This is a genomic window from Streptomyces sp. NBC_00045, from assembly GCF_045041095.1.
GTDB lineage: Bacteria > Actinomycetota > Actinomycetes > Streptomycetales > Streptomycetaceae > Streptomyces.
The window spans coordinates 5,500,625-5,517,025 of sequence record NZ_CP108271.1 but is presented as its reverse complement, the minus strand read 5'-3'; the positions used below and the strand labels follow the sequence as shown (position 1 = coordinate 5,517,025).

Below are 16,401 nucleotides of genomic sequence, written 5' to 3'. Positions count from 1 at the left end.
CGGAATATTCCGCTACGAAACAAACCGATAGGATCCAGTCATGCGCCGTTCCAAAATCGTCTGCACGCTGGGCCCCGCCGTCGACTCGTATGAGCAGCTGAAAGCGCTCATCGAGGCAGGTATGAACGTGGCCCGATTCAACTTCAGCCACGGGTCCCAGGCAGAACACCAGGAGCGGTACGACCGCGTCCGGAAGGTCTCCGAGGACACCGGGCGCGCCGTCGGCGTCCTTGCCGACCTCCAGGGTCCGAAGATCCGTCTGGAGACCTTCGCCGAAGGTCCCGTCGAGCTGGTGCGCGGTGACGAGTTCACCATCACCACCGAGGACGTCCCGGGCGACAAGTCCATCTGCGGAACCACCTACAAGGGCCTCCCGGGCGATGTCGCCAAGGGTGACCAGATCCTGATCAACGACGGCAACGTCGAGCTGCGGGTGACCGAGGTCGAGGGCCCGCGGGTCAAGACCATCGTCATCGAGGGCGGTGTCATCTCGGACCACAAGGGCATCAACCTGCCGGGTGCCGCCGTGAACGTCCCCGCCCTGTCGGAGAAGGACGTCGACGACCTCCGCTTCGCCCTGCGGATGGGCTGCGACATGGTCGCCCTGTCCTTCGTCCGCGACGCCAACGACGTCAAGGACGTCCACAAGGTCATGGACGAGGAGGGCCGCCGGGTCCCCGTCATCGCCAAGGTCGAGAAGCCGCAGGCCGTCGAGAACATGGCCGCCGTGGTCGACGCCTTCGACGCGGTCATGGTGGCCCGTGGCGACCTGGCCGTCGAGTACCCGCTCGAAAAGGTCCCGATGGTCCAGAAGCGGCTCATCGAGATGTGCCGCCGCAACGCCAAGCCGGTGATCGTCGCGACCCAGATGATGGAATCGATGATCACCAACTCCCGCCCGACGCGCGCGGAGGCGTCCGACGTCGCCAACGCGATCCTCGACGGCGCGGACGCGGTCATGCTGTCGGCCGAGTCCTCGGTCGGCGCCTACCCGATCGAGACCGTCAAGACGATGTCGAAGATCGTCGCGGCGGCCGAGGAGGAGCTCCTCTCCAAGGGCCTCCAGCCGCTGGTCCCGGGCAAGAAGCCCCGTACCCAGGGCGGCTCCGTCGCCCGCGCGGCCTGCGAGATCGCGGACTTCCTCGACGGCAAGGCGCTCATCGCCTTCACCCAGTCCGGCGACACCGCCCGCCGCCTGTCGCGCTACCGCGCCACGCAGCAGATCCTCGCCTTCACCACCGACGTCAACACCCGCAACCAGCTCACGCTGAGCTGGGGCGTCGAGTCGTACGTCGTCCCGCACGTGGACAACACCGACGCGATGGTCGACCTGGTCGACGGCGAGCTGCTCAAGCTGGGCCGCTACAACGACGGCGACACCATGATCATCACCGCCGGCTCGCCCCCCGGCGTCCCGGGCACGACCAACATGGTCCGCGTCCACCACCTGGGCGGCCAGCCCCAGGCCTGACCCGACCCGCCTCTGCCGCACAGAGACCGAGGGCGGCACCCCGATCCGATGATCGGGGTGCCGCCCTCGGTGCGTGCGTACGGGACTACTCCGGCGGGCCGACGTAGTTGTGCAGGCCCGGGACCGTGAGGTTGCCGCCGAACTGGGCGGCCTGGACGACCTTGACGTTCGTGAAGAACGCGAAAGGGACGTTCAGGGGCGGCGGGCTGTTGGGGGTGAACTCGATCGGGATGAGGCCGAAGAGGTTGCCCTTGAGGCTCTCGGTGTACATCGTCACCGTGCCGCCGCGGATCTTGGAAGTGGAGCCGGGGCGGGACTTCAGGTGGGCGACGTTCCCGGTCGTGCCGACCGTCTGGTAGAGGTCCTTGATGTCCAGCGAGTCCGCCGTGAACTTAAGGACCTTCTTCGTCTTGCCGCCCGCCGTCTTCACCTCGACGATGCCGTGGTAGTCCAGGCCGTAGAGGGTCAGCAGTGAGCTGTCGAGGTACCAGGGCTCGTCCGGCAGGAGCGGGATGCCCGGCTCCATTTCGGCGTCGGCCAGCGCCTTGGCGTCGTACGTCGGGCAGGGGAAGGGCTGCTTCCCGTCCGCGTCCTTCGACTCCTCGGGCTTCGGCTCGTCCTGGTCCGCCGCCTTGCCCGTCTCGTCCTTCGGGGTCTTCGCGGTGTCCTTGACGTCCTTGGGCAGCTCCTTGACGTCGACGCCGGCCTTCTTCGCCGCGTCGCGGATCGCGTCCGCGGCCGGGTCCGGGGCGGGCGCGGACGGAGCGGGCGCGGTCGGCGCCGTGGTCGCCGTCTTGGACGGCGTCGGCGTCGGCGTGGCCGTGGGGGCTGCAGACGGGTGCGTGATGCCGTCGACGACGCCCTTGAGCTTGTCGCCGATGCCCAGCGGGTCCAGCGGGTTCGTGGTCTTGGTCGCGGACGGGGTGGCGGCCGGCGCCGGGGCCGACGGGCCGGTCTGCTTCGACTGGGTGGTCGCGGTGGATCCGGCCGGGGTGCCGGCCGACGGCTTCGCGGCCGGCGGGGTGACGCCGGGCTTCGGCGCCGTCGACGCGCCCGGCGAGGGGGTCGCGGTCGGCGACGAGCTCGGCGAGGGCGACGTGGAAGGGCTCGGAGAGGCCGACTCCGCGGGTGCGTCGGAGCGCGTCACGCACGGTCCGGGCGCGAAGGGGATCTCCTTGTCGTCGGCCAGGGCCAGCTTGGGCGCCATGCCCATCCCGACGAACACGGCCGTCGGCATGGCGGCCAGCGCCATCGTCTTGCCGACGGGTATCTGGATCTTGTTCAGCAGCGACTTCCGGGGCGCGGCGTGCCGCGGACCCCTTCGTTCACGGGACTCTGCGCTCGGGGTCACGTCCCGCTGCGTCTCGTCACCCCGCACTGTTCCTCCCGCCATCGGCGTGGGCAGTCGTCTCGGTCGCGTAAGCCGTTTCCGTGTCGTAGGAGCCGGGGACTCCCAAAGGTGCCTCCGCGAACGTCTCCGCCTTGGCCGCGGCCGCGTCGTGCGCGTCCTGCGGGTCCTCCGGCTTGCCCGGCGCCCACGACAGGGCGAGGGCCCCGCCGATCAGGGAGAAAAGGAAACCGAGGAAGAAGCCGCCCAGGTTGGACACCGGCAGGGAGACCAGGGCGAGCAGGATCGACGCCACACCGGCGAAGACCCGGATGCCCTGCTGGAACCAGAGCGCCACGCCGAGGGTCATCAGCAGGACGCCGATGATCAGCGAGCCCGCGCCCGCGGTCGTCGCCATGGCGATGGTGATGTTGCCCAGCCGGAGGTCCGCGTAGGGGAAGTACGCGATGGGGATGCCGCCGATGAGAGTGAAGAATCCTGCCCAGAAGGGCCGGACGCCCCTCCAGGCGCGGAAGCGGTGGTACACCACGGTGAGCCAAGAGTCGTCTGCGGCGCGAACCGGGGCCTGGGGGTTCATGGACAACAGCTCCCTGGAAACGGTGGTACGGAGAACTAGGTGGAGCCCGGCGGGACGGGCGGCGACCAAGGCCGCCACCCGCCTCCACCGTTCACCTGCCGGGACGAATTACTTCTCGTCCTGGTAGCACGGCTGGTCGCCGCTCAGCAGGCGCAGCTTGAGGTCGGGCAGCGTGAAGGTACCCGCCGTCGTCGCCCAAGCCTTCTGGCGCACGTTCGTCAGCACGGCCTTCTTGGCGCGCTGGGAGAACAGGGCACCGTTCGCCACCGTGTTGGCCTGCGGCGGGGTCGGGTGCTTGTCGTCCGCCGCCGCGCTGACCGCGACACCGATGTCCAGGTCGGTGAACGTGGCGTCGGTGTCGAGCTCCGCAACATCCAGGTAGATGTTTTCGGCGACGGCCGGCTTGCCCTTGTTGCCCGTCTGCAGCTTCATCGTGATGTTGCCGAGGCCGGGAATCGGGGTCACCAGCGACTGGCACATGTTGGTGATCTCGGCGTGGCGGAACCCGGAGATGGTGACCGGGTGCGCCGCGTCCTTGCCGTCGAGGCCCTTGCCCTTGGCGACGCTGCCGTACTGGATGAGGTCGTCACCGTCGAGCTTGTCGGCCGAGACCTTGAAGTCCTGGCCGGACACGCTGAAGGACGCCGCGAGGGCACCCTGCGCCAGACCCACACCGACCGCGGCGGTGGCCGCGATGCTCGGCACCATGACGAGCGCGAAGCGCTTCCATCTGGTCCCGCCACGAACCTGAGAACTCATTATTCGTTCCTCCTTCTCGGACGTACATCTCCGGTCCGGGCCGTACCCGTCCTGGGATGGGAGAAGTGCTACGTCCTCGGGAAGGAGCGCAGGCGGCCGAGCCGCGGCACAGCCGCGTCCGATACACCGGCGTTCACCCCCGAGCGACAACCACTGGGTCACGCGTTCGCGCAACCAGGAGGACAGGCTCCGCCGGTGCGGCGAAGACCCCCCTGTCCAGCAGCCGGTGCCACTACCACCGGCCGGCCCGGTGGGGACCCTGCCCCGCGGCTCCGGATGAGCGGCTCTGCGGGAAGGACCGAGCGTCGCCGATCGTGGTCCATTCCAGGCCGGGGCACAAGGGGGTTCGTTACTGGCGGGTAACGGCAAGATAACCGGGTATAGACCCGGCGCCATCGGGCGACGACTCAGGGTGTCACCATGGGCCACGACAGAACGCCGCATTCACGAACACACCGGACACTTCACGGGGTTCCACTTACTGCGAGTAACAGCGGCCGCAATTGCCAAGTTTTGGCAAAGCGCGGCCGCTGTTTATCTACGTGTCAACAAATCGTCGGTGGCCCGACGACCTCCCGGACGCTTCCGGAAGAGGCCCGGAGGGGCCTAGAACAGCACCCGCGCGAGCGCCGTGCGGGCCGCCGCGACCCGGGGGTCGTCGGCTCCGATGACCTCGAACAGCTCCAGCAGCCGCACCCGTACCGCGTCCCGGTCGGAGCCGACCGTCACCCGGACCGTGTCCACCAGGCGCCCGAAGGCGTCCTCCACGTGGCCGCCGACCAGGTCCAGGTCCGCCGCGGCGATCTGGGCCGCCGGGTCCTTCGGGTTCTCCGCCGCCGTGGTGCGGACCGCCTGCGGGTTCATGTCCTTGACCCGCGCGAGCAGCTCGGCCTGGGCCAGGCCCAGCTTGGCCTCGGTGTTGGACGGGTCGTCCGCCAGTACGTTCTTGTACGCCTGCACCGCGCCGCCCAGGTCACCGGCGTCCAGCGCGACGACGGCCGCTTCGAGCAGCGCGTCGTACGGGCCCGCCGGCACCTCGGCTTCGCCGGCCGAGTCGCCCGCGGGGCCACCCTCGGCGTTCGGGTCCACCTCGATGCCGATGATCCCGAAGCGCTCCTCGGCGACCTGGACCAGCTGCGCGAGGGTCGCGCGGATCTCCTGCTCGGGTGCCACGCCCTGGAACAGCGGCAGGACCTGGCCCGCGACCACGGCGAACACGGCCGGAATGCCCTGGATCTGGAACTGCTGCATCAGCATCTGGTTGGAGTCGACGTCGACCTTCGCCAGCAGGAGGCGGCCGTTCGCCTCGATCGTCAGGCGCTCCAGGAGCGGGCTGAGCTGCTTGCACGGCTCGCACCACTCGGCCCAGAAGTCCAGGACGACCGGTACCTCGGCGGAGAGCTGGAGGACGTCGCGCTCGAAGCCGGCCTCGTCGACGTCGATCACGAGCGCGGACGGCGGAACGGCACCGGCGGACGCGGGCGCGCCGCCCTGGGCGGCCTGCCGGGCCGCTTCGGCGCGGGTCTGCTCGGCCTTCGCCTTGGCCTCGCCGGCCGCCTTCACCGCGGCGAGGTCGACGACGCCGCTCATGGACATGTTTCTGGGCTGCATGCGTACATCCTCCCCCGTGTGCGCGCGCCGACGAAAAAGATCGGCCGAAATACCTTCTCGCCCGCGTCGGGCCGATCGCTTGTGCGGTGTTCGTGTGGTGTTGGCCCCGGGTCCCCACCTGGCGCCGGTAGCTCTTCGCGTGGTTGTCGCTCTTACGCTACGAGCCGTAGCGTAACTCCCCGCGCCCCTTCGCGCCCCGTGATCTGAAGCACAGCATTTCGGGGCCCTACGGTTCCGCTACCGACGGGTATGGTCTGCGCCATGCGCAACCCCAGCTCCCCGACCGGACGCACCGGACGCCCCCGCAGCGCCGCGGCGGACGCCGCGATCCTCGCCGCGACGCGGGACGCGCTGGTCGAGCTGGGCTGGTCGAAGCTGACGATGGGCGACGTCTCGACGCGGGCCGGGGTCGCCAAGACCACCCTCTACCGCCGCTGGGCGGGCAAGAGCGAGCTCGTCGTGGACGCCGTCGCAGAACTCTTCGACTCCCTCGAACTCCCCGACCGGGGCTGCCTCGAAGCCGACATCGAGGACGTGGTCCTCCAGTTCGCGGCGCTGCTGCGGCGGCCGGAGGCCCGTACGGCCCTGATGGCGGTCGTCGCCGAGTCCACCCGGGACGAGGCCCTGCGCGACCGGATCCGCTCGGCGATCGTCGACCGGCAGAAACGTCTCGTCGTACTGGGTCGCGAACGGGCCCAGGCCCGCGGCGAACTCCCGTACGAGGAGGACGAGGAGCTGGCCTGCCGCACCACGGACCTGATCTTCGACGTGATCGCGGGCACGGTGGTCCACCGGGCGCTGGTCAGCTCCGAGCCGGTGGACGAACTGTGGGCGTCCACCTTCACGGCCCTCCTGGTGCACGGCCTCCAGGGCCCGGCCCACGCCTGACCCGGGCCGGCCCCGGAAACCGGAAGGCCGGCCGCGACCGCCCCCGCGGGGGCTGCCACGACCGGCCTGCCGTACGTACGGACCGCGGCCACGGCCCTAGAAGCCCGGCGGCTCCGTGTAGACGCCCCACTCGTCGCGCAGCACGTTGCAGATCTCGCCGAGCGTGGCCTCGGCGCGCACCGCGTCCAGCATCGCCGGGATCATGTTCGACCCGTCGCGGGCGGCGGCCAGCATCGCGCCGAGCGAGGACTTCACCTTGGCGTCGTCGCGCCGCTCCTTGCGCGCGGCCAGGTGCTCCACCTGTACGCGCTCCACCTCGTGGCTGACGCGCAGGATCTCCAGGTCCCCGGTCACCGAGCCGTGGTGCACGTTGACGCCGACGACCCGCTTGTCGCCCTTCTCCAGGGACCGCTGGTACTGGAAGGCCGACTCGGCGATCTCGCCGGTGAACCAGCCGTCCTCGATGCCGCGCAGGATGCCCGAGGTGATCGGCCCGATCGGGTGCTGCCCGTCCGGGTGGGCGCGCAGGCCGCGCTCCTTGATCTGGTCGAAGATCTTCTCGGCGTCCGCCTCGATGCGGTCGGTGAGCTGCTCCACGTACCAGGAACCGCCCAGCGGGTCGGCCACGTTGGCAACCCCGGTCTCCTCCATCAGCACCTGCTGCGTGCGCAGGGCGATCTCGGCCGCCTGCTCGCTCGGCAGCGCGAGGGTCTCGTCGAGGGCGTTGGTGTGCAGCGAGTTGGTGCCGCCGAGGACGGCCGCGAGGGCCTCGACCGCGGTGCGCACGACGTTGTTGTACGGCTGCTGCGCGGTCAGCGAGACACCGGCCGTCTGGGTGTGGAAGCGCAGCCACATCGACTTCTCGCTCTGCGCCCCGTACACCTCCTTCATCCAGCGCGCCCAGATCCGGCGGGCGGCGCGGAACTTGGCGATCTCCTCGAAGAAGTCGAGGTGCGCGTCGAAGAAGAAGGAGAGGCCGGACGCGAAGTGGTCCACGTCCAGGCCGCGGGAGAGGCCCAGCTCCACGTACCCGAAACCGTCGGCGAGGGTGTACGCGAGCTCCTGCGCGGCCGTCGCCCCGGCCTCGCGGATGTGGTAGCCGGAGACGGACAGCGGCTTGTACGCCGGGATGCCCTTCGCGCAGTACTCCATCAGGTCGCCGATGAGGCGCAGGTGCGGCTCGGGTTCGAAGAGCCACTCCTTCTGGGCGATGTACTCCTTGAAGATGTCCGTCTGGAGCGTGCCGTTGAGGACGGCCGGGTCCACGCCCTGGCGTTCGGCGGCGACCAGGTACATGCAGAAGGCGGGCACGGCCGGGCCCGAGATCGTCATCGAGGTGGTCACGTCGCCCAGCGGGATGTCCTTGAACAGGACCTCCATGTCGGCGGCGGAGTCTATGGCGACCCCGCAGTGGCCGACCTCGCCGAGGGCGCGGGGGTCGTCGGAGTCGCGCCCCATCAGGGTGGGCATGTCGAAGGCCACGGAGAGCCCGCCGCCGCCGGCGGCCAGGATCATTTTGTAGCGCTCGTTGGTCTGCTCGGCGTTGCCGAAGCCTGCGAACTGGCGGATGGTCCAGGTCCGGCCGCGGTATCCGGTGGCGTGCAGGCCGCGGGTGTAGGGGTACTCCCCCGGCCAGCCGATGCGCTCGAATCCCTCGTACGCGTCACCGGGCCGGGGGCCGTAGACGGGATCGACGTCATCCCCGGAGAGCGTGGTGAAATCGGCCTCGCGCTTGCGGGCCTTGTCATAACGGGCCTGCCAGCGGCGGCGGCCCTCCTCGATGGCGTCAGCGTCCATACCCATGAATTTACTAGGACGTCCTAGTAAATGTCGATGGGAAACCCCGGGGAGTCTCCCCGGGGTGCCTCGGAACCGTCCGGCTCCGGCGAAACCCTAGGCGTCGACGGTGGCCGCGGCCTCGGCGTCGGCGACGAGCGGCTCGATCTCGGCGCGCACGCCGCGCTCGACGAAGAAGGCGGCCAGCGGGATCGTGCCGGAGACCAGCACCCACAGCAGCTTCGGGAACGGCCACCTGGCCTTGGAGCCCAGGTCGAAGGCGAACACCAGGTAGATCATGAACAGCACGCCGTGGACCTGCGAGACCGCCAGGGTCAGATCGGCGCCGGTGTCGAAGCCGTACTTGAAAACCATGCAGGTGCAGAGGATCAACAGCATGACCGCGGTCAGGTAGGCCATGACGCGGTAGCGGGTCAGCACGCTTCGTTTCATGGACACGAGCGTAACCACCCGTTTTGCACGATCATGACGGGGGCCCGGTGGTGGCGGGCTACTGCTCCTCGAAGTCCGCCGCGGCCACCCGCAGCGGGCGCAGCAGCGCGAAGATCTCCTGGCACTCCTCGGCGTCGTACGCGCGGAGCCCGAAGTCGATCGCCATCAGGTCCTTCGTCGCCGCCTCGACGACCTCGCGGCCCTTGTCCGTGATGGACGCGAGCGTGCCGCGGCCGTCGTTCGGGTTCGGCCGCTTGGCCACGAGCCCGGACCGCACCAGCCGGTCCACCGTGTTCGTCACCGACGTCGGGTGGACCATCAGCCGCTCGCCGATCTTCGACATCGGCAGCTCGCCGGCCTTGGAGAAGGTGAGCAGGACCAGCGCCTCGTACCGCGCGAAGGTCAGCCCGTACGGCTTGACCACGGCGTCGACCTCGCCGAGCAGGATCTGCTGCGCACGCATGATCGAGGTGATGGCGGCCATCGAGGGCACCGGTCCCCAGCGGCGCTGCCAGAGCTCGTCGGCGCGGGCGATGGGATCGAAGGGGAGGCTGAGCGGCTTGGACACGCACCCGACCCTACCGGGCGGTCATTTGACCGCGGGGCCCGTCTCATTCTTCGGTCGGACGTCCCGCTCCGGTCGGCCGTCCCGCCGGGCGGCGGACCTCAGTTCGGCGAGGAGGAGCAACACCACCGCCGTACCGAGCACCGCGGCGCCCGCGACGACCACGTGCACCGCCACGAACTCGGCGGCGAGCCCGGCCAGGGCCATGCCGACGCCCTGGAAGGTCATCAGACCGGTGCTCAGCAGGGTCATCGCCCGGCCGCGCAGCTCCTCGGGGACGGCATCGACGTACCACTGGTCGAGGCCGAGGGTGTAGGCGTGCGCCAGACCGGCGAGCACCAGGGCGGCGATGACGGCTGCCACTGGGGGCCGGGCCGCGTACACGAGCAGCGGCAGCATCCCGGCGGCCGCGAGCGGGGCCACGAGCCGCGACCGGGTACGGGGGGCGAGCACCGAGCCGGCCCATAGTTCACCCGCGATGGTGCCGACGGGCAGGGCGCACATCATCACCCCCAGGGCGGCGGTGCCGGCGCCGATGCCGTCGGCGTACGGGGCGAGCAGCGCCTCGGGGGCGATCACGAAGACGGATGGCAGCCAGAACAGCAGGGTCAGTGCGCGCAGGCGGCGGTCGCCGAGGACGGCGCGCAGTCCGGCGAGCGGGGAGGTGCGGGCGGCGGCGGCCCGCGCGGGCCGGACGGCCGTGCCGAAGCGCAGCAGCAGGGCCGAACAGAGGAACCCGGCGGCGGTCAGGGCGATGGCCGCGCGCGGGGCGAGGACGGTCAGCAGGAGGCCGCCGAGGCCGAAGCCGATGAGCTGGGCGCTCTGGGCCACCATGCGCATCAGGGAGCGGCCGAGGACGAAGGGGTCGCCGGGGCCGAGGATGTCGGCGAGGGAGGCGTTGCGGGTGCCCTGGAACAGCGGGGCGACGAAGGCCATGGCGCAGCGCAGGACGAGGAGCCCGGCGACGGGGGTGCCCGGCAGGACCATGGCCGCTGCGCAGGCGGCGCAGACGAGGTCGCAGCCGACGAGGACCCGGCGGGCGGGCCGACGGTCGGCGATCCCGGCGAGGAGGGTGCCGCCGAGGGCGTACGGGAGGAAGCCGAGGGCGAAGGTGAGCGCGCTCATCAGGGGCGAGCCGGTGGTGCGGAAGACGAGGACGGTGAGGGCGATCTCGGCGACGACGATGCCGAGGACGGACAACAGATGGGCAGCGAAAACGGGCCGGAACTCCCGGACCCGGAAAACGGATCGGTAGCCGCCGTCGGGGGCGGCGGCCGGGGCGGGCACGGCCTGACGGGCACTGGACATGCGGACACCCTGCAGGGCTACGGTGACCGGACGGCAGTGATTCGCCCCGTACCGAATCACTGCGGCGTCCGAGGGGAGGCAGCGCATGGCGTTCCATTTTCGGTTCGGGGACGGGGACCTGTTGCGTTGCCGGTTCTCGCTCTCGCCGCGCTGGGAGACGCAGGAGGCGGTGCGGACCCTGTTGCGGCCGGACCGGCAGGCGTACCACCTGCCCTGGTTGCGGCGGATCCGGGCGGCCGCGGCCGGGCTGGACCTACGGCCGCTGTGGCTGCTGATGCCGCGCGCCGGCCACAACCCGGACTTCCTGAGCCCGCCGCCGGCCGGCCCGTCCGTCACCTTCGAGGAGGAGCTGGCGCGGGTCCGGTCCGCGGCCGCCGATCCGGACGCGGTGCGGGAGGACCTGCGGCGCGCTCTCGTCTGCACCCGGGGCGCCGCCGAGAGCGACCTCGGGCGGCGGATGCTCGCGGATCCGGCCCGGGCGGTACGGGAGCTGGCCGATCTGTACGAGCAGGCGTGGGACGCGCTGATCGCCCCGCACTGGCCGCGGCTGCGGGCCCTGCTGGAGGCGGACGTCCTGTTCCACTCGCGGCGGCTGGCCGCGGGCGGGCTGGAGGCGCTGTTCGACGGCCTCCACCCGGACCTGCGGTGGTCGGCCGGGACGCTCACCATCGACCGCCCGACCCACCACGACCGCTCCCTGGACGGGCAGGGCCTGCTCCTGATGCCGAGTGCGTTCGTCTGGCCGGAGGTGGTCGGCGGGTACGACCCGCCGTGGCAGCCGACGCTGGTCTACCCGGCGCGGGGCATCGGCGCACTGTGGACGGCGGCGACGCAGGACGCCACCCCGCGGGCGCTGGCTCGGCTGCTGGGCCGGGGCCGGGCGGACGTGCTCTGCGCGCTCGACGAGCCGGCCTCCACGACGGAGCTGGCCCGCCGGCTCGCTCTGGCGCCGGCCACGGTCTCGGCCCATCTGAAGGTCCTGCACGGGGCGGGCCTGCTGATCTCGGCCCGCCACGGCCACCGGATCCTGTACGAGCGCACCCCGCTCGCCATCGCCCTGACGACGGGCGGCTCGCCGCCGTAGGCCCCGCCCCGGGCCGGGGTGTCGCCGGGCGGCGGGACGCGCGGGCCGACGCCGAAGGCGGTGTCGGGGGCGCGGAAGTATCCGAGCATCCGCATCACGGCGTCACACCGGACCAGCCGCGCTCTCCGCCCTCCCGGACGGTCCGGTGCGTGGGCCAGACGAGGTAGAGCAGCAGCCCGGCGGCGGCGAGGGGGCCAGCGCCATCAGGAGGACGGCGCGCATTCGGGTGCGGAGCTCCTCGCGCGATAGCAGGGCGCGTTGGCCGACCCGGTAGGCGGTGCGGTCCGGTTCGACGAACGGGCCGGCGAGTCGGCTGTGCGGCTCGTAGTCGAAGCCTTCCGGCCGCACGGCCCCTGCAGTGCTCGAAGTCCAGGGTTGATATCACCACGAAAGGTGACGAACCTCGGATGTGTCGAACGGGCTCCGTCGAACGGGGGTCAGGCCAGGTGGCGTTCCACCGTTTCCACCTTCATCGTCAGCCCGTCGACCACCCCGGGGCGGATATCGGCCTTCAGGACCAGCGACACCCGCGGCGCCCTCTCCTCCACGGCCGCCACCGCGCGCTTGACCACGTCCATCACCTCGTCCCACTCGCCATAAAGAGGGCACCTCTGACAACACACTCTGACAACATGGTGATCCCTGTTCTGGGGTGGGAGGGATTGAGGCATGCGCATTGCGATCTATCTGCGGCTGTCCCGGGAGTCCGACGACTCCACTTCGCTGGAGACCCAGCGAGAGGCGGCCCGGCGGTGGCTCACCGCGAACGGGTACGACCCTGCCGACGCCGTGGAGTACTCCGACGCCGGCGTGTCGGGCGCGAAGCCACTTGAAGCGCGACAGCAGATGAGCGCGCTCATGGCCTCCCGTCCGGATCTCGTGATCGCGTGGAAGCTGGACCGGTACGCGCGCAGCGTGTCGGAATTCCTGCGTCTCGTGTCGTGGGGCGAGCGCTACGGCGTCAACATCGCCACGACCGACGGCACGATCAACACGATCACGCCCACAGGCCGCATGGTCGCTGTCGTGCTGGCAGCACTGGCCGAGTGGGAACGCGAGATGATCAAGGACCGCATCACGGAAGGCCACGCCACACGCCGCCAGCAAGGACGCTGGGCATCAGGGCGCGCACCTCGCGGGTACCGCATCATACGGCGTGACGATGCCGCCTACCTTGAGATAGAACCCGAGCAAGCGGCACAGATCCGGGACGCTGTGGCCACCCTGGTCAGCGGCGGAACGGTGGCCGGCACGGCGAGGATCGTAGGTGTGAGCGAACCGCAGTGGCGACGACTGTTGAAAGCCCCGACGCTGCGCGGCCAACGCACCCACAGAGGGAAGCTGATCACAGCGGCTGACGGCGTCACCCCCGTCCAGTTCGCCGAGCCGATCCTGTCAGCTGCGGAGTTGAGGGCGGCGAGGGACCGTATGGACGCCCTGGCCACGGGCAAGGATCGCGCGCCTCGACGTGCCACGCCGATGTGCTCCGGCATGGCGGTCTGCTATCGCGGCTGCAAGTTGAACGGCGGAACGTCCGACAAGGGCGTACCGCTCTACCGCTGCAAGGCAGGCCACACCACTGTCTACGCGGAGACTCTTGATCAGCGCGTGGAGCGTGAGTTCCTGACTGCGTTCGGCAGGATCAAGGAATGGCATGTCCACCTTGAGGGCGGCAACGACCTGTCGGCGGAAATCGAAGAGATCCAGGAACAAGCCGAGCGGGTGGCAGAGCGCATGACAACCGCTGGTGCGCTGATGCTGCCGACGCTTGAGCGCAAGGCAGCGGACCTTGAGGCCGCATACGCCCGACTGCAAGCCGAGCACGAACCGGAGACCCGTGAGGTTTCAGTGCTGACGGGACGCACCATGGAGCAGGCGTGGGCCGCTGAAGGCGAGAGGGGACGCAAGCACCTGCTGGAGCTGTTGAATCTTCGCGTGACCCTGCACCCACGTGGGGTAGCCGACCGCCTGTCGGTCGAGTGGGGGCCGAACCCGGAAGATGCCGCAGATGCCGAGCTTGCCGCGATCGCCCAGAGCGAGGCTGCGTAAGCCGGCCTGAGCACCACCGCTCACGGCCCGCCGCTGGGGAAGCCTGGCGGCGGGCCGTTCCGCGTTCCGGCGCCACGGAAGCCACGCCATTCCGCCACTCGTCGCTCGATGCGTCGCCCCCCGTCGACAGCTGGGCGGGAGCCCGAAAGGAACCTCACTGCGATGCCGACTGCATAGCGTCACAGAAACACTCGCTTCGCTACCCTCTGTCGCCAGAGTGCGCCAAAGTGCGCCACCTAACCCTGTTTTCATTTTTCTACTAGACGCGTTAGAGAGAAATTGAAAAAGACAATTAGTTCGGCACTTCCGACCCCATGCGCCCAGGTGTCGACGCGAGCGGGGTGGCGGGGCAGGGGATGAACCCCCATGGACAGCCCGAGTCACCGTCAGGTGTCTGCCCTCCCCGGTCTGTACGGGTCTGACAGTCGCGGACATCAGGGAGTCGTGGCGCAGCGTGACGAGTGCGAGACGTCGCAGAAACGATGGTTTATGAGACACCCGCGACGGTGACCCGAGAGCGACCGAGTCGTGTTCCAAAACCCGTCTCAGAACCTCTCGAAAACCCTTGAGGTTTTGAGACGGGTTGTGTGACGATCTCTGCATGCCGACGAACACGGGACACCTGATCGGATACGCGCGAGTCTCCACCGATGACCAGGAAGCGCAGTTGCAGCACGACGCGCTGGCTGAGGCAGGCTGCGCCCGGATCTTCACGGACAAGGCGAGCGGCAAGAACACGGACCGGCAGGAGCTGACGGCCGCTCTGGACTACGCCCGCCCCGGGGACACCCTGTGCGTGTGGAAGCTGGACCGGTTCGCTCGCTCGCTGATCGACCTCGTCACCCTGGTGGACTCACTCGCTGCCCGTGGGATCGGCTTCAAGGTGCTGACGGGTGCGCTGGCGAGCATCGACCCGAACACCCCGGACGGGCGGCTCATGCTCCAGGTGGTGGGCGCCATGGCGGAGTTTGAGCGCAGCCTGATCAAGGACAGGACCCGGGCGGGGCTGGACGCTGCCAGGGCTCAGGGGCGCGTGGGGGGTCGACCGGCTGTGATGGACGCGGACAAGCTCGCTGCGGCCAAGGTTCGGAAGGCCGAGGGCGAGAGCGTCACAGCCATCGCCAAGGCCCTCGGGGTGTCCCGCGCGACGCTGTACCGGGCGCTGGACGAGGGCCGTTGAGGCTGAGGCCGCTACCCCAGGTAGGGCGTGGAGCGGTGCTCCAGGAAGTGCTCCAGCCGCAACCGCTGCGTGTGGTGCAGGGCCAGGCAGTCGAGTTCCGCCGGCGCAACGAACCGTAGTTCCGTGCTCTCGTCGGAGATGGCCAGCGTGCCGCCGACGACGCGCGCCGTGAAGCAGACGTTGAATTGTCGCCGCACCTCCCCGTCGCTGTACTCGATGATGTGGCGCGGGTCGGTGTAGGTGCCGACGAGTCCCGTGATCTCCACGTCGAGACCGGTCTCCTCCTTCACCTCCCGGACGGCCGTGCCGGGCAACGAGTCGCCCAGGTCCATGCCACCTCCGGGGAGTGCCCATAGGTCGTTGTCCCGGCGGCGTTGCAGGAGGATGCGGCCCTTGTCGTCGGTGACGACCGCTGAGGCTGCCACGACCATGCTGTTCGGCGCGGGTGCGTGAGGATCGTCGTAGTACTCGGTCCGGGTCATCGGGTCATGCCTCCGCGGGGCGCGCTGTCTCCCACACGGCGTTGAAGCTGTCCGCGTAGGCGTCGAACATGCCCCCGTTGCCGTTGCGTCGAAGGTGCCACACGGGCGCTCCGTACGCGTTCACGCCCCAGACGTGGGCGTTGACCAACGCCTGATCATCCGCCCGGTACAAGCTGTTGTAGAGAGTCGTCCCGTGCGTCCGCAGTTCGATCCCCGGAACGTCGACCAACGGCCGGTAGTGCATGAGGGCAAGGCGGCAACGGGACTCGATGCCGTGCCCGAACTTCTCTTCCTTCCCTCGCTGCTGGACGTTCTCACTGTCCGCGTCACCGACTGCGATACGGACGGCGCAGCCATCGGCGGCCCGTTCCCGTAGGAGATCGTTCAACCGGGGGTACGCCTCATGGAGGAACACTGCCGCGTAGACCAAGACGTCGATGCGCTCTCGCGCTGCTGCGAGGAGATCCACGAGCACGGATACGGGGAGGTCTGCGCGCTGGTCGTACAACGCAACGAGTTCCGGGCTGACGGCCCGCGCGGCGCGTGCCTGCCTGAGAGCCGGCCAGAGGGCATGAACGTCTTCGCCCAGCGTCTCGGCGGCCCTGAGTGCCGTCGCTCGTCGGGGGGTACGCCCGAGGTTCACCCACCGCTCAACGCTCTTCGGGTCCACTCCCGTGGCAGTCGCCAGCCCTGCATGGGTCCAACCGCCCGATGCCATCACGGCCCTTTTAACCGCTCGTTGCCCATAGGGACGTTCTACATGCCATGGGACGTCCCGAAGTGGCGAACGTACGAGGTTCCTCCGTCCCGGCGACCGGCGGCACGATCAAGGACACAGCGGGTGCGGCGA

The 16,401-nt window shown here is 69.8% G+C and carries 14 protein-coding genes and 3 pseudogenes; 5 read left to right on the top strand and 12 right to left on the bottom strand.

Going from position 1 to position 16,401, the window contains the following annotated elements; genetic code table 11:
* The first annotated feature begins 40 nt into the window (after positions 1-40).
* Entirely contained in the window at positions 41-1,471 is a 1,431-nt protein-coding gene (gene pyk / locus OHA65_RS26080) for a pyruvate kinase (RefSeq protein ID WP_327285534.1), read from the top strand.
* Positions 1,472-1,556: 85 nt separating this feature from the next.
* On the opposite strand, the gene OHA65_RS26075 is transcribed toward pyk, so the two are convergent.
* From OHA65_RS26075 to OHA65_RS26060, 4 genes are all read right to left on the bottom strand, one after another.
* The gene (locus tag OHA65_RS26075) at positions 1,557-2,849 is read right to left on the bottom strand and encodes a hypothetical protein (protein ID WP_327285533.1); all 1,293 of its coding nucleotides are present in this window, start codon (positions 2,847-2,849) and stop codon (positions 1,557-1,559) included.
* Complete coding sequence (locus OHA65_RS26070; protein WP_327285532.1) at positions 2,839-3,396, bottom strand: DUF6114 domain-containing protein; 558 nt, start codon at positions 3,394-3,396, stop codon at positions 2,839-2,841. Before OHA65_RS26070 ends, OHA65_RS26075 begins: the two co-directional genes overlap by 11 nt.
* 108 nt (positions 3,397-3,504) lie before the next feature.
* Positions 3,505-4,155 (bottom strand): DUF6230 family protein, encoded by a 651-nt coding sequence (locus OHA65_RS26065; RefSeq protein WP_327285531.1) that lies wholly within the window; start codon positions 4,153-4,155, stop codon positions 3,505-3,507.
* Positions 4,156-4,761: 606 nt separating this feature from the next.
* Entirely contained in the window at positions 4,762-5,766 is a 1,005-nt protein-coding gene (locus OHA65_RS26060; RefSeq protein ID WP_327285530.1) for a tetratricopeptide repeat protein, read from the bottom strand.
* A 261-nt stretch (positions 5,767-6,027) separates the two neighbouring features.
* On the opposite strand from OHA65_RS26060, the gene OHA65_RS26055 reads away from it, so the two are divergent.
* Positions 6,028-6,654, top strand: coding sequence for a TetR/AcrR family transcriptional regulator (locus OHA65_RS26055; protein WP_327285529.1), 627 nt, complete (start codon positions 6,028-6,030; stop codon positions 6,652-6,654).
* 96 nt (positions 6,655-6,750) lie between these two features.
* On the opposite strand, the gene OHA65_RS26050 is transcribed toward OHA65_RS26055, so the two are convergent.
* The 4 genes from OHA65_RS26050 to OHA65_RS26035 all read right to left on the bottom strand — a co-directional run bounded on the left by OHA65_RS26050 (position 6,751) and on the right by OHA65_RS26035 (position 10,756).
* Positions 6,751-8,451 carry a methylmalonyl-CoA mutase family protein gene (locus tag OHA65_RS26050; RefSeq protein WP_327285528.1) on the bottom strand — a complete coding sequence of 567 codons (1,701 nt, stop codon included), beginning with the start codon at positions 8,449-8,451 and terminating at the stop codon, positions 6,751-6,753.
* Positions 8,452-8,547: 96 nt separating this feature from the next.
* Positions 8,548-8,883 (bottom strand): DUF3817 domain-containing protein, encoded by a 336-nt coding sequence (locus tag OHA65_RS26045; protein WP_327285527.1) that lies wholly within the window; start codon positions 8,881-8,883, stop codon positions 8,548-8,550.
* 58 nt (positions 8,884-8,941) lie between these two features.
* Positions 8,942-9,451, bottom strand: coding sequence for a MarR family winged helix-turn-helix transcriptional regulator (locus tag OHA65_RS26040; RefSeq protein WP_054223644.1), 510 nt, complete (start codon positions 9,449-9,451; stop codon positions 8,942-8,944).
* A gap of 21 nt (positions 9,452-9,472) precedes the next feature.
* On the bottom strand, positions 9,473-10,756 hold the full coding sequence (locus OHA65_RS26035) for an MFS transporter (RefSeq protein ID WP_327285526.1): 1,284 nt from the start codon (positions 10,754-10,756) through the stop codon (positions 9,473-9,475).
* An 85-nt stretch (positions 10,757-10,841) separates the two neighbouring features.
* Between OHA65_RS26035 and OHA65_RS26030 the strand changes: the two genes are divergently transcribed.
* Positions 10,842-11,840 (top strand): DUF5937 family protein, encoded by a 999-nt coding sequence (locus OHA65_RS26030; RefSeq protein WP_327285525.1) that lies wholly within the window; start codon positions 10,842-10,844, stop codon positions 11,838-11,840.
* Positions 11,841-11,958: 118 nt separating this feature from the next.
* Here OHA65_RS26030 and OHA65_RS26025 read toward each other — a convergent pair.
* Together OHA65_RS26025 and OHA65_RS26020 are read right to left on the bottom strand one after the other, a co-directional pair.
* A pseudogene (locus OHA65_RS26025) lies at positions 11,959-12,188 on the bottom strand (glycosyl transferase); the annotation flags it as partial.
* Positions 12,189-12,277: 89 nt separating this feature from the next.
* A pseudogene (locus OHA65_RS26020) lies at positions 12,278-12,436 on the bottom strand (MTH1187 family thiamine-binding protein); the annotation flags it as partial.
* Positions 12,437-12,509: 73 nt separating this feature from the next.
* Between OHA65_RS26020 and OHA65_RS26015 the strand changes: the two are divergent.
* A complete protein-coding gene (locus tag OHA65_RS26015; protein WP_328763740.1) occupies positions 12,510-13,889 on the top strand; it encodes a recombinase family protein in 1,380 nt (459 codons plus the stop codon).
* 601 nt (positions 13,890-14,490) lie between these two features.
* Positions 14,491-15,069, top strand: a complete 579-nt coding sequence (locus OHA65_RS26010; protein WP_328763739.1) for a recombinase family protein — start codon at positions 14,491-14,493, stop codon at positions 15,067-15,069.
* A gap of 11 nt (positions 15,070-15,080) precedes the next feature.
* On the opposite strand, the gene OHA65_RS26005 is transcribed toward OHA65_RS26010, so the two are convergent.
* Both OHA65_RS26005 and OHA65_RS26000 read right to left on the bottom strand, forming a co-directional pair.
* Entirely contained in the window at positions 15,081-15,551 is a 471-nt protein-coding gene (locus tag OHA65_RS26005; RefSeq protein WP_327285522.1) for an NUDIX domain-containing protein, read from the bottom strand.
* Between the two features lie 4 nt (positions 15,552-15,555).
* Positions 15,556-16,298: pseudogene (locus OHA65_RS26000) on the bottom strand (XRE family transcriptional regulator).
* Between the last annotated feature and the right edge of the window lie 103 nt (positions 16,299-16,401).

Bases quoted from the DNA above. Each gene is read 5' to 3' on its own strand.
- pyk (WP_327285534.1), top strand. From the start codon at position 41: ATGCGCCGTTCCAAAATCGTCTGCACGCTGGGCCCCGCCGTCGACTCG.
- OHA65_RS26070 (WP_327285532.1), bottom strand. From the start codon at position 3,396: ATGAACCCCCAGGCCCCGGTTCGCGCCGCAGACGACTCTTGGCTCACC.
- OHA65_RS26065 (WP_327285531.1), bottom strand. From the start codon at position 4,155: ATGAGTTCTCAGGTTCGTGGCGGGACCAGATGGAAGCGCTTCGCGCTC.
- OHA65_RS26060 (WP_327285530.1), bottom strand. From the start codon at position 5,766: ATGCAGCCCAGAAACATGTCCATGAGCGGCGTCGTCGACCTCGCCGCG.
- OHA65_RS26055 (WP_327285529.1), top strand. From the start codon at position 6,028: ATGCGCAACCCCAGCTCCCCGACCGGACGCACCGGACGCCCCCGCAGC.
- OHA65_RS26050 (WP_327285528.1), bottom strand. From the start codon at position 8,451: ATGGACGCTGACGCCATCGAGGAGGGCCGCCGCCGCTGGCAGGCCCGT.
- OHA65_RS26045 (WP_327285527.1), bottom strand. From the start codon at position 8,883: ATGAAACGAAGCGTGCTGACCCGCTACCGCGTCATGGCCTACCTGACC.
- OHA65_RS26035 (WP_327285526.1), bottom strand. From the start codon at position 10,756: ATGTCCAGTGCCCGTCAGGCCGTGCCCGCCCCGGCCGCCGCCCCCGAC.
- OHA65_RS26030 (WP_327285525.1), top strand. From the start codon at position 10,842: ATGGCGTTCCATTTTCGGTTCGGGGACGGGGACCTGTTGCGTTGCCGG.
- OHA65_RS26015 (WP_328763740.1), top strand. From the start codon at position 12,510: ATGCGCATTGCGATCTATCTGCGGCTGTCCCGGGAGTCCGACGACTCC.
- OHA65_RS26010 (WP_328763739.1), top strand. From the start codon at position 14,491: ATGCCGACGAACACGGGACACCTGATCGGATACGCGCGAGTCTCCACC.
- OHA65_RS26005 (WP_327285522.1), bottom strand. From the start codon at position 15,551: ATGACCCGGACCGAGTACTACGACGATCCTCACGCACCCGCGCCGAAC.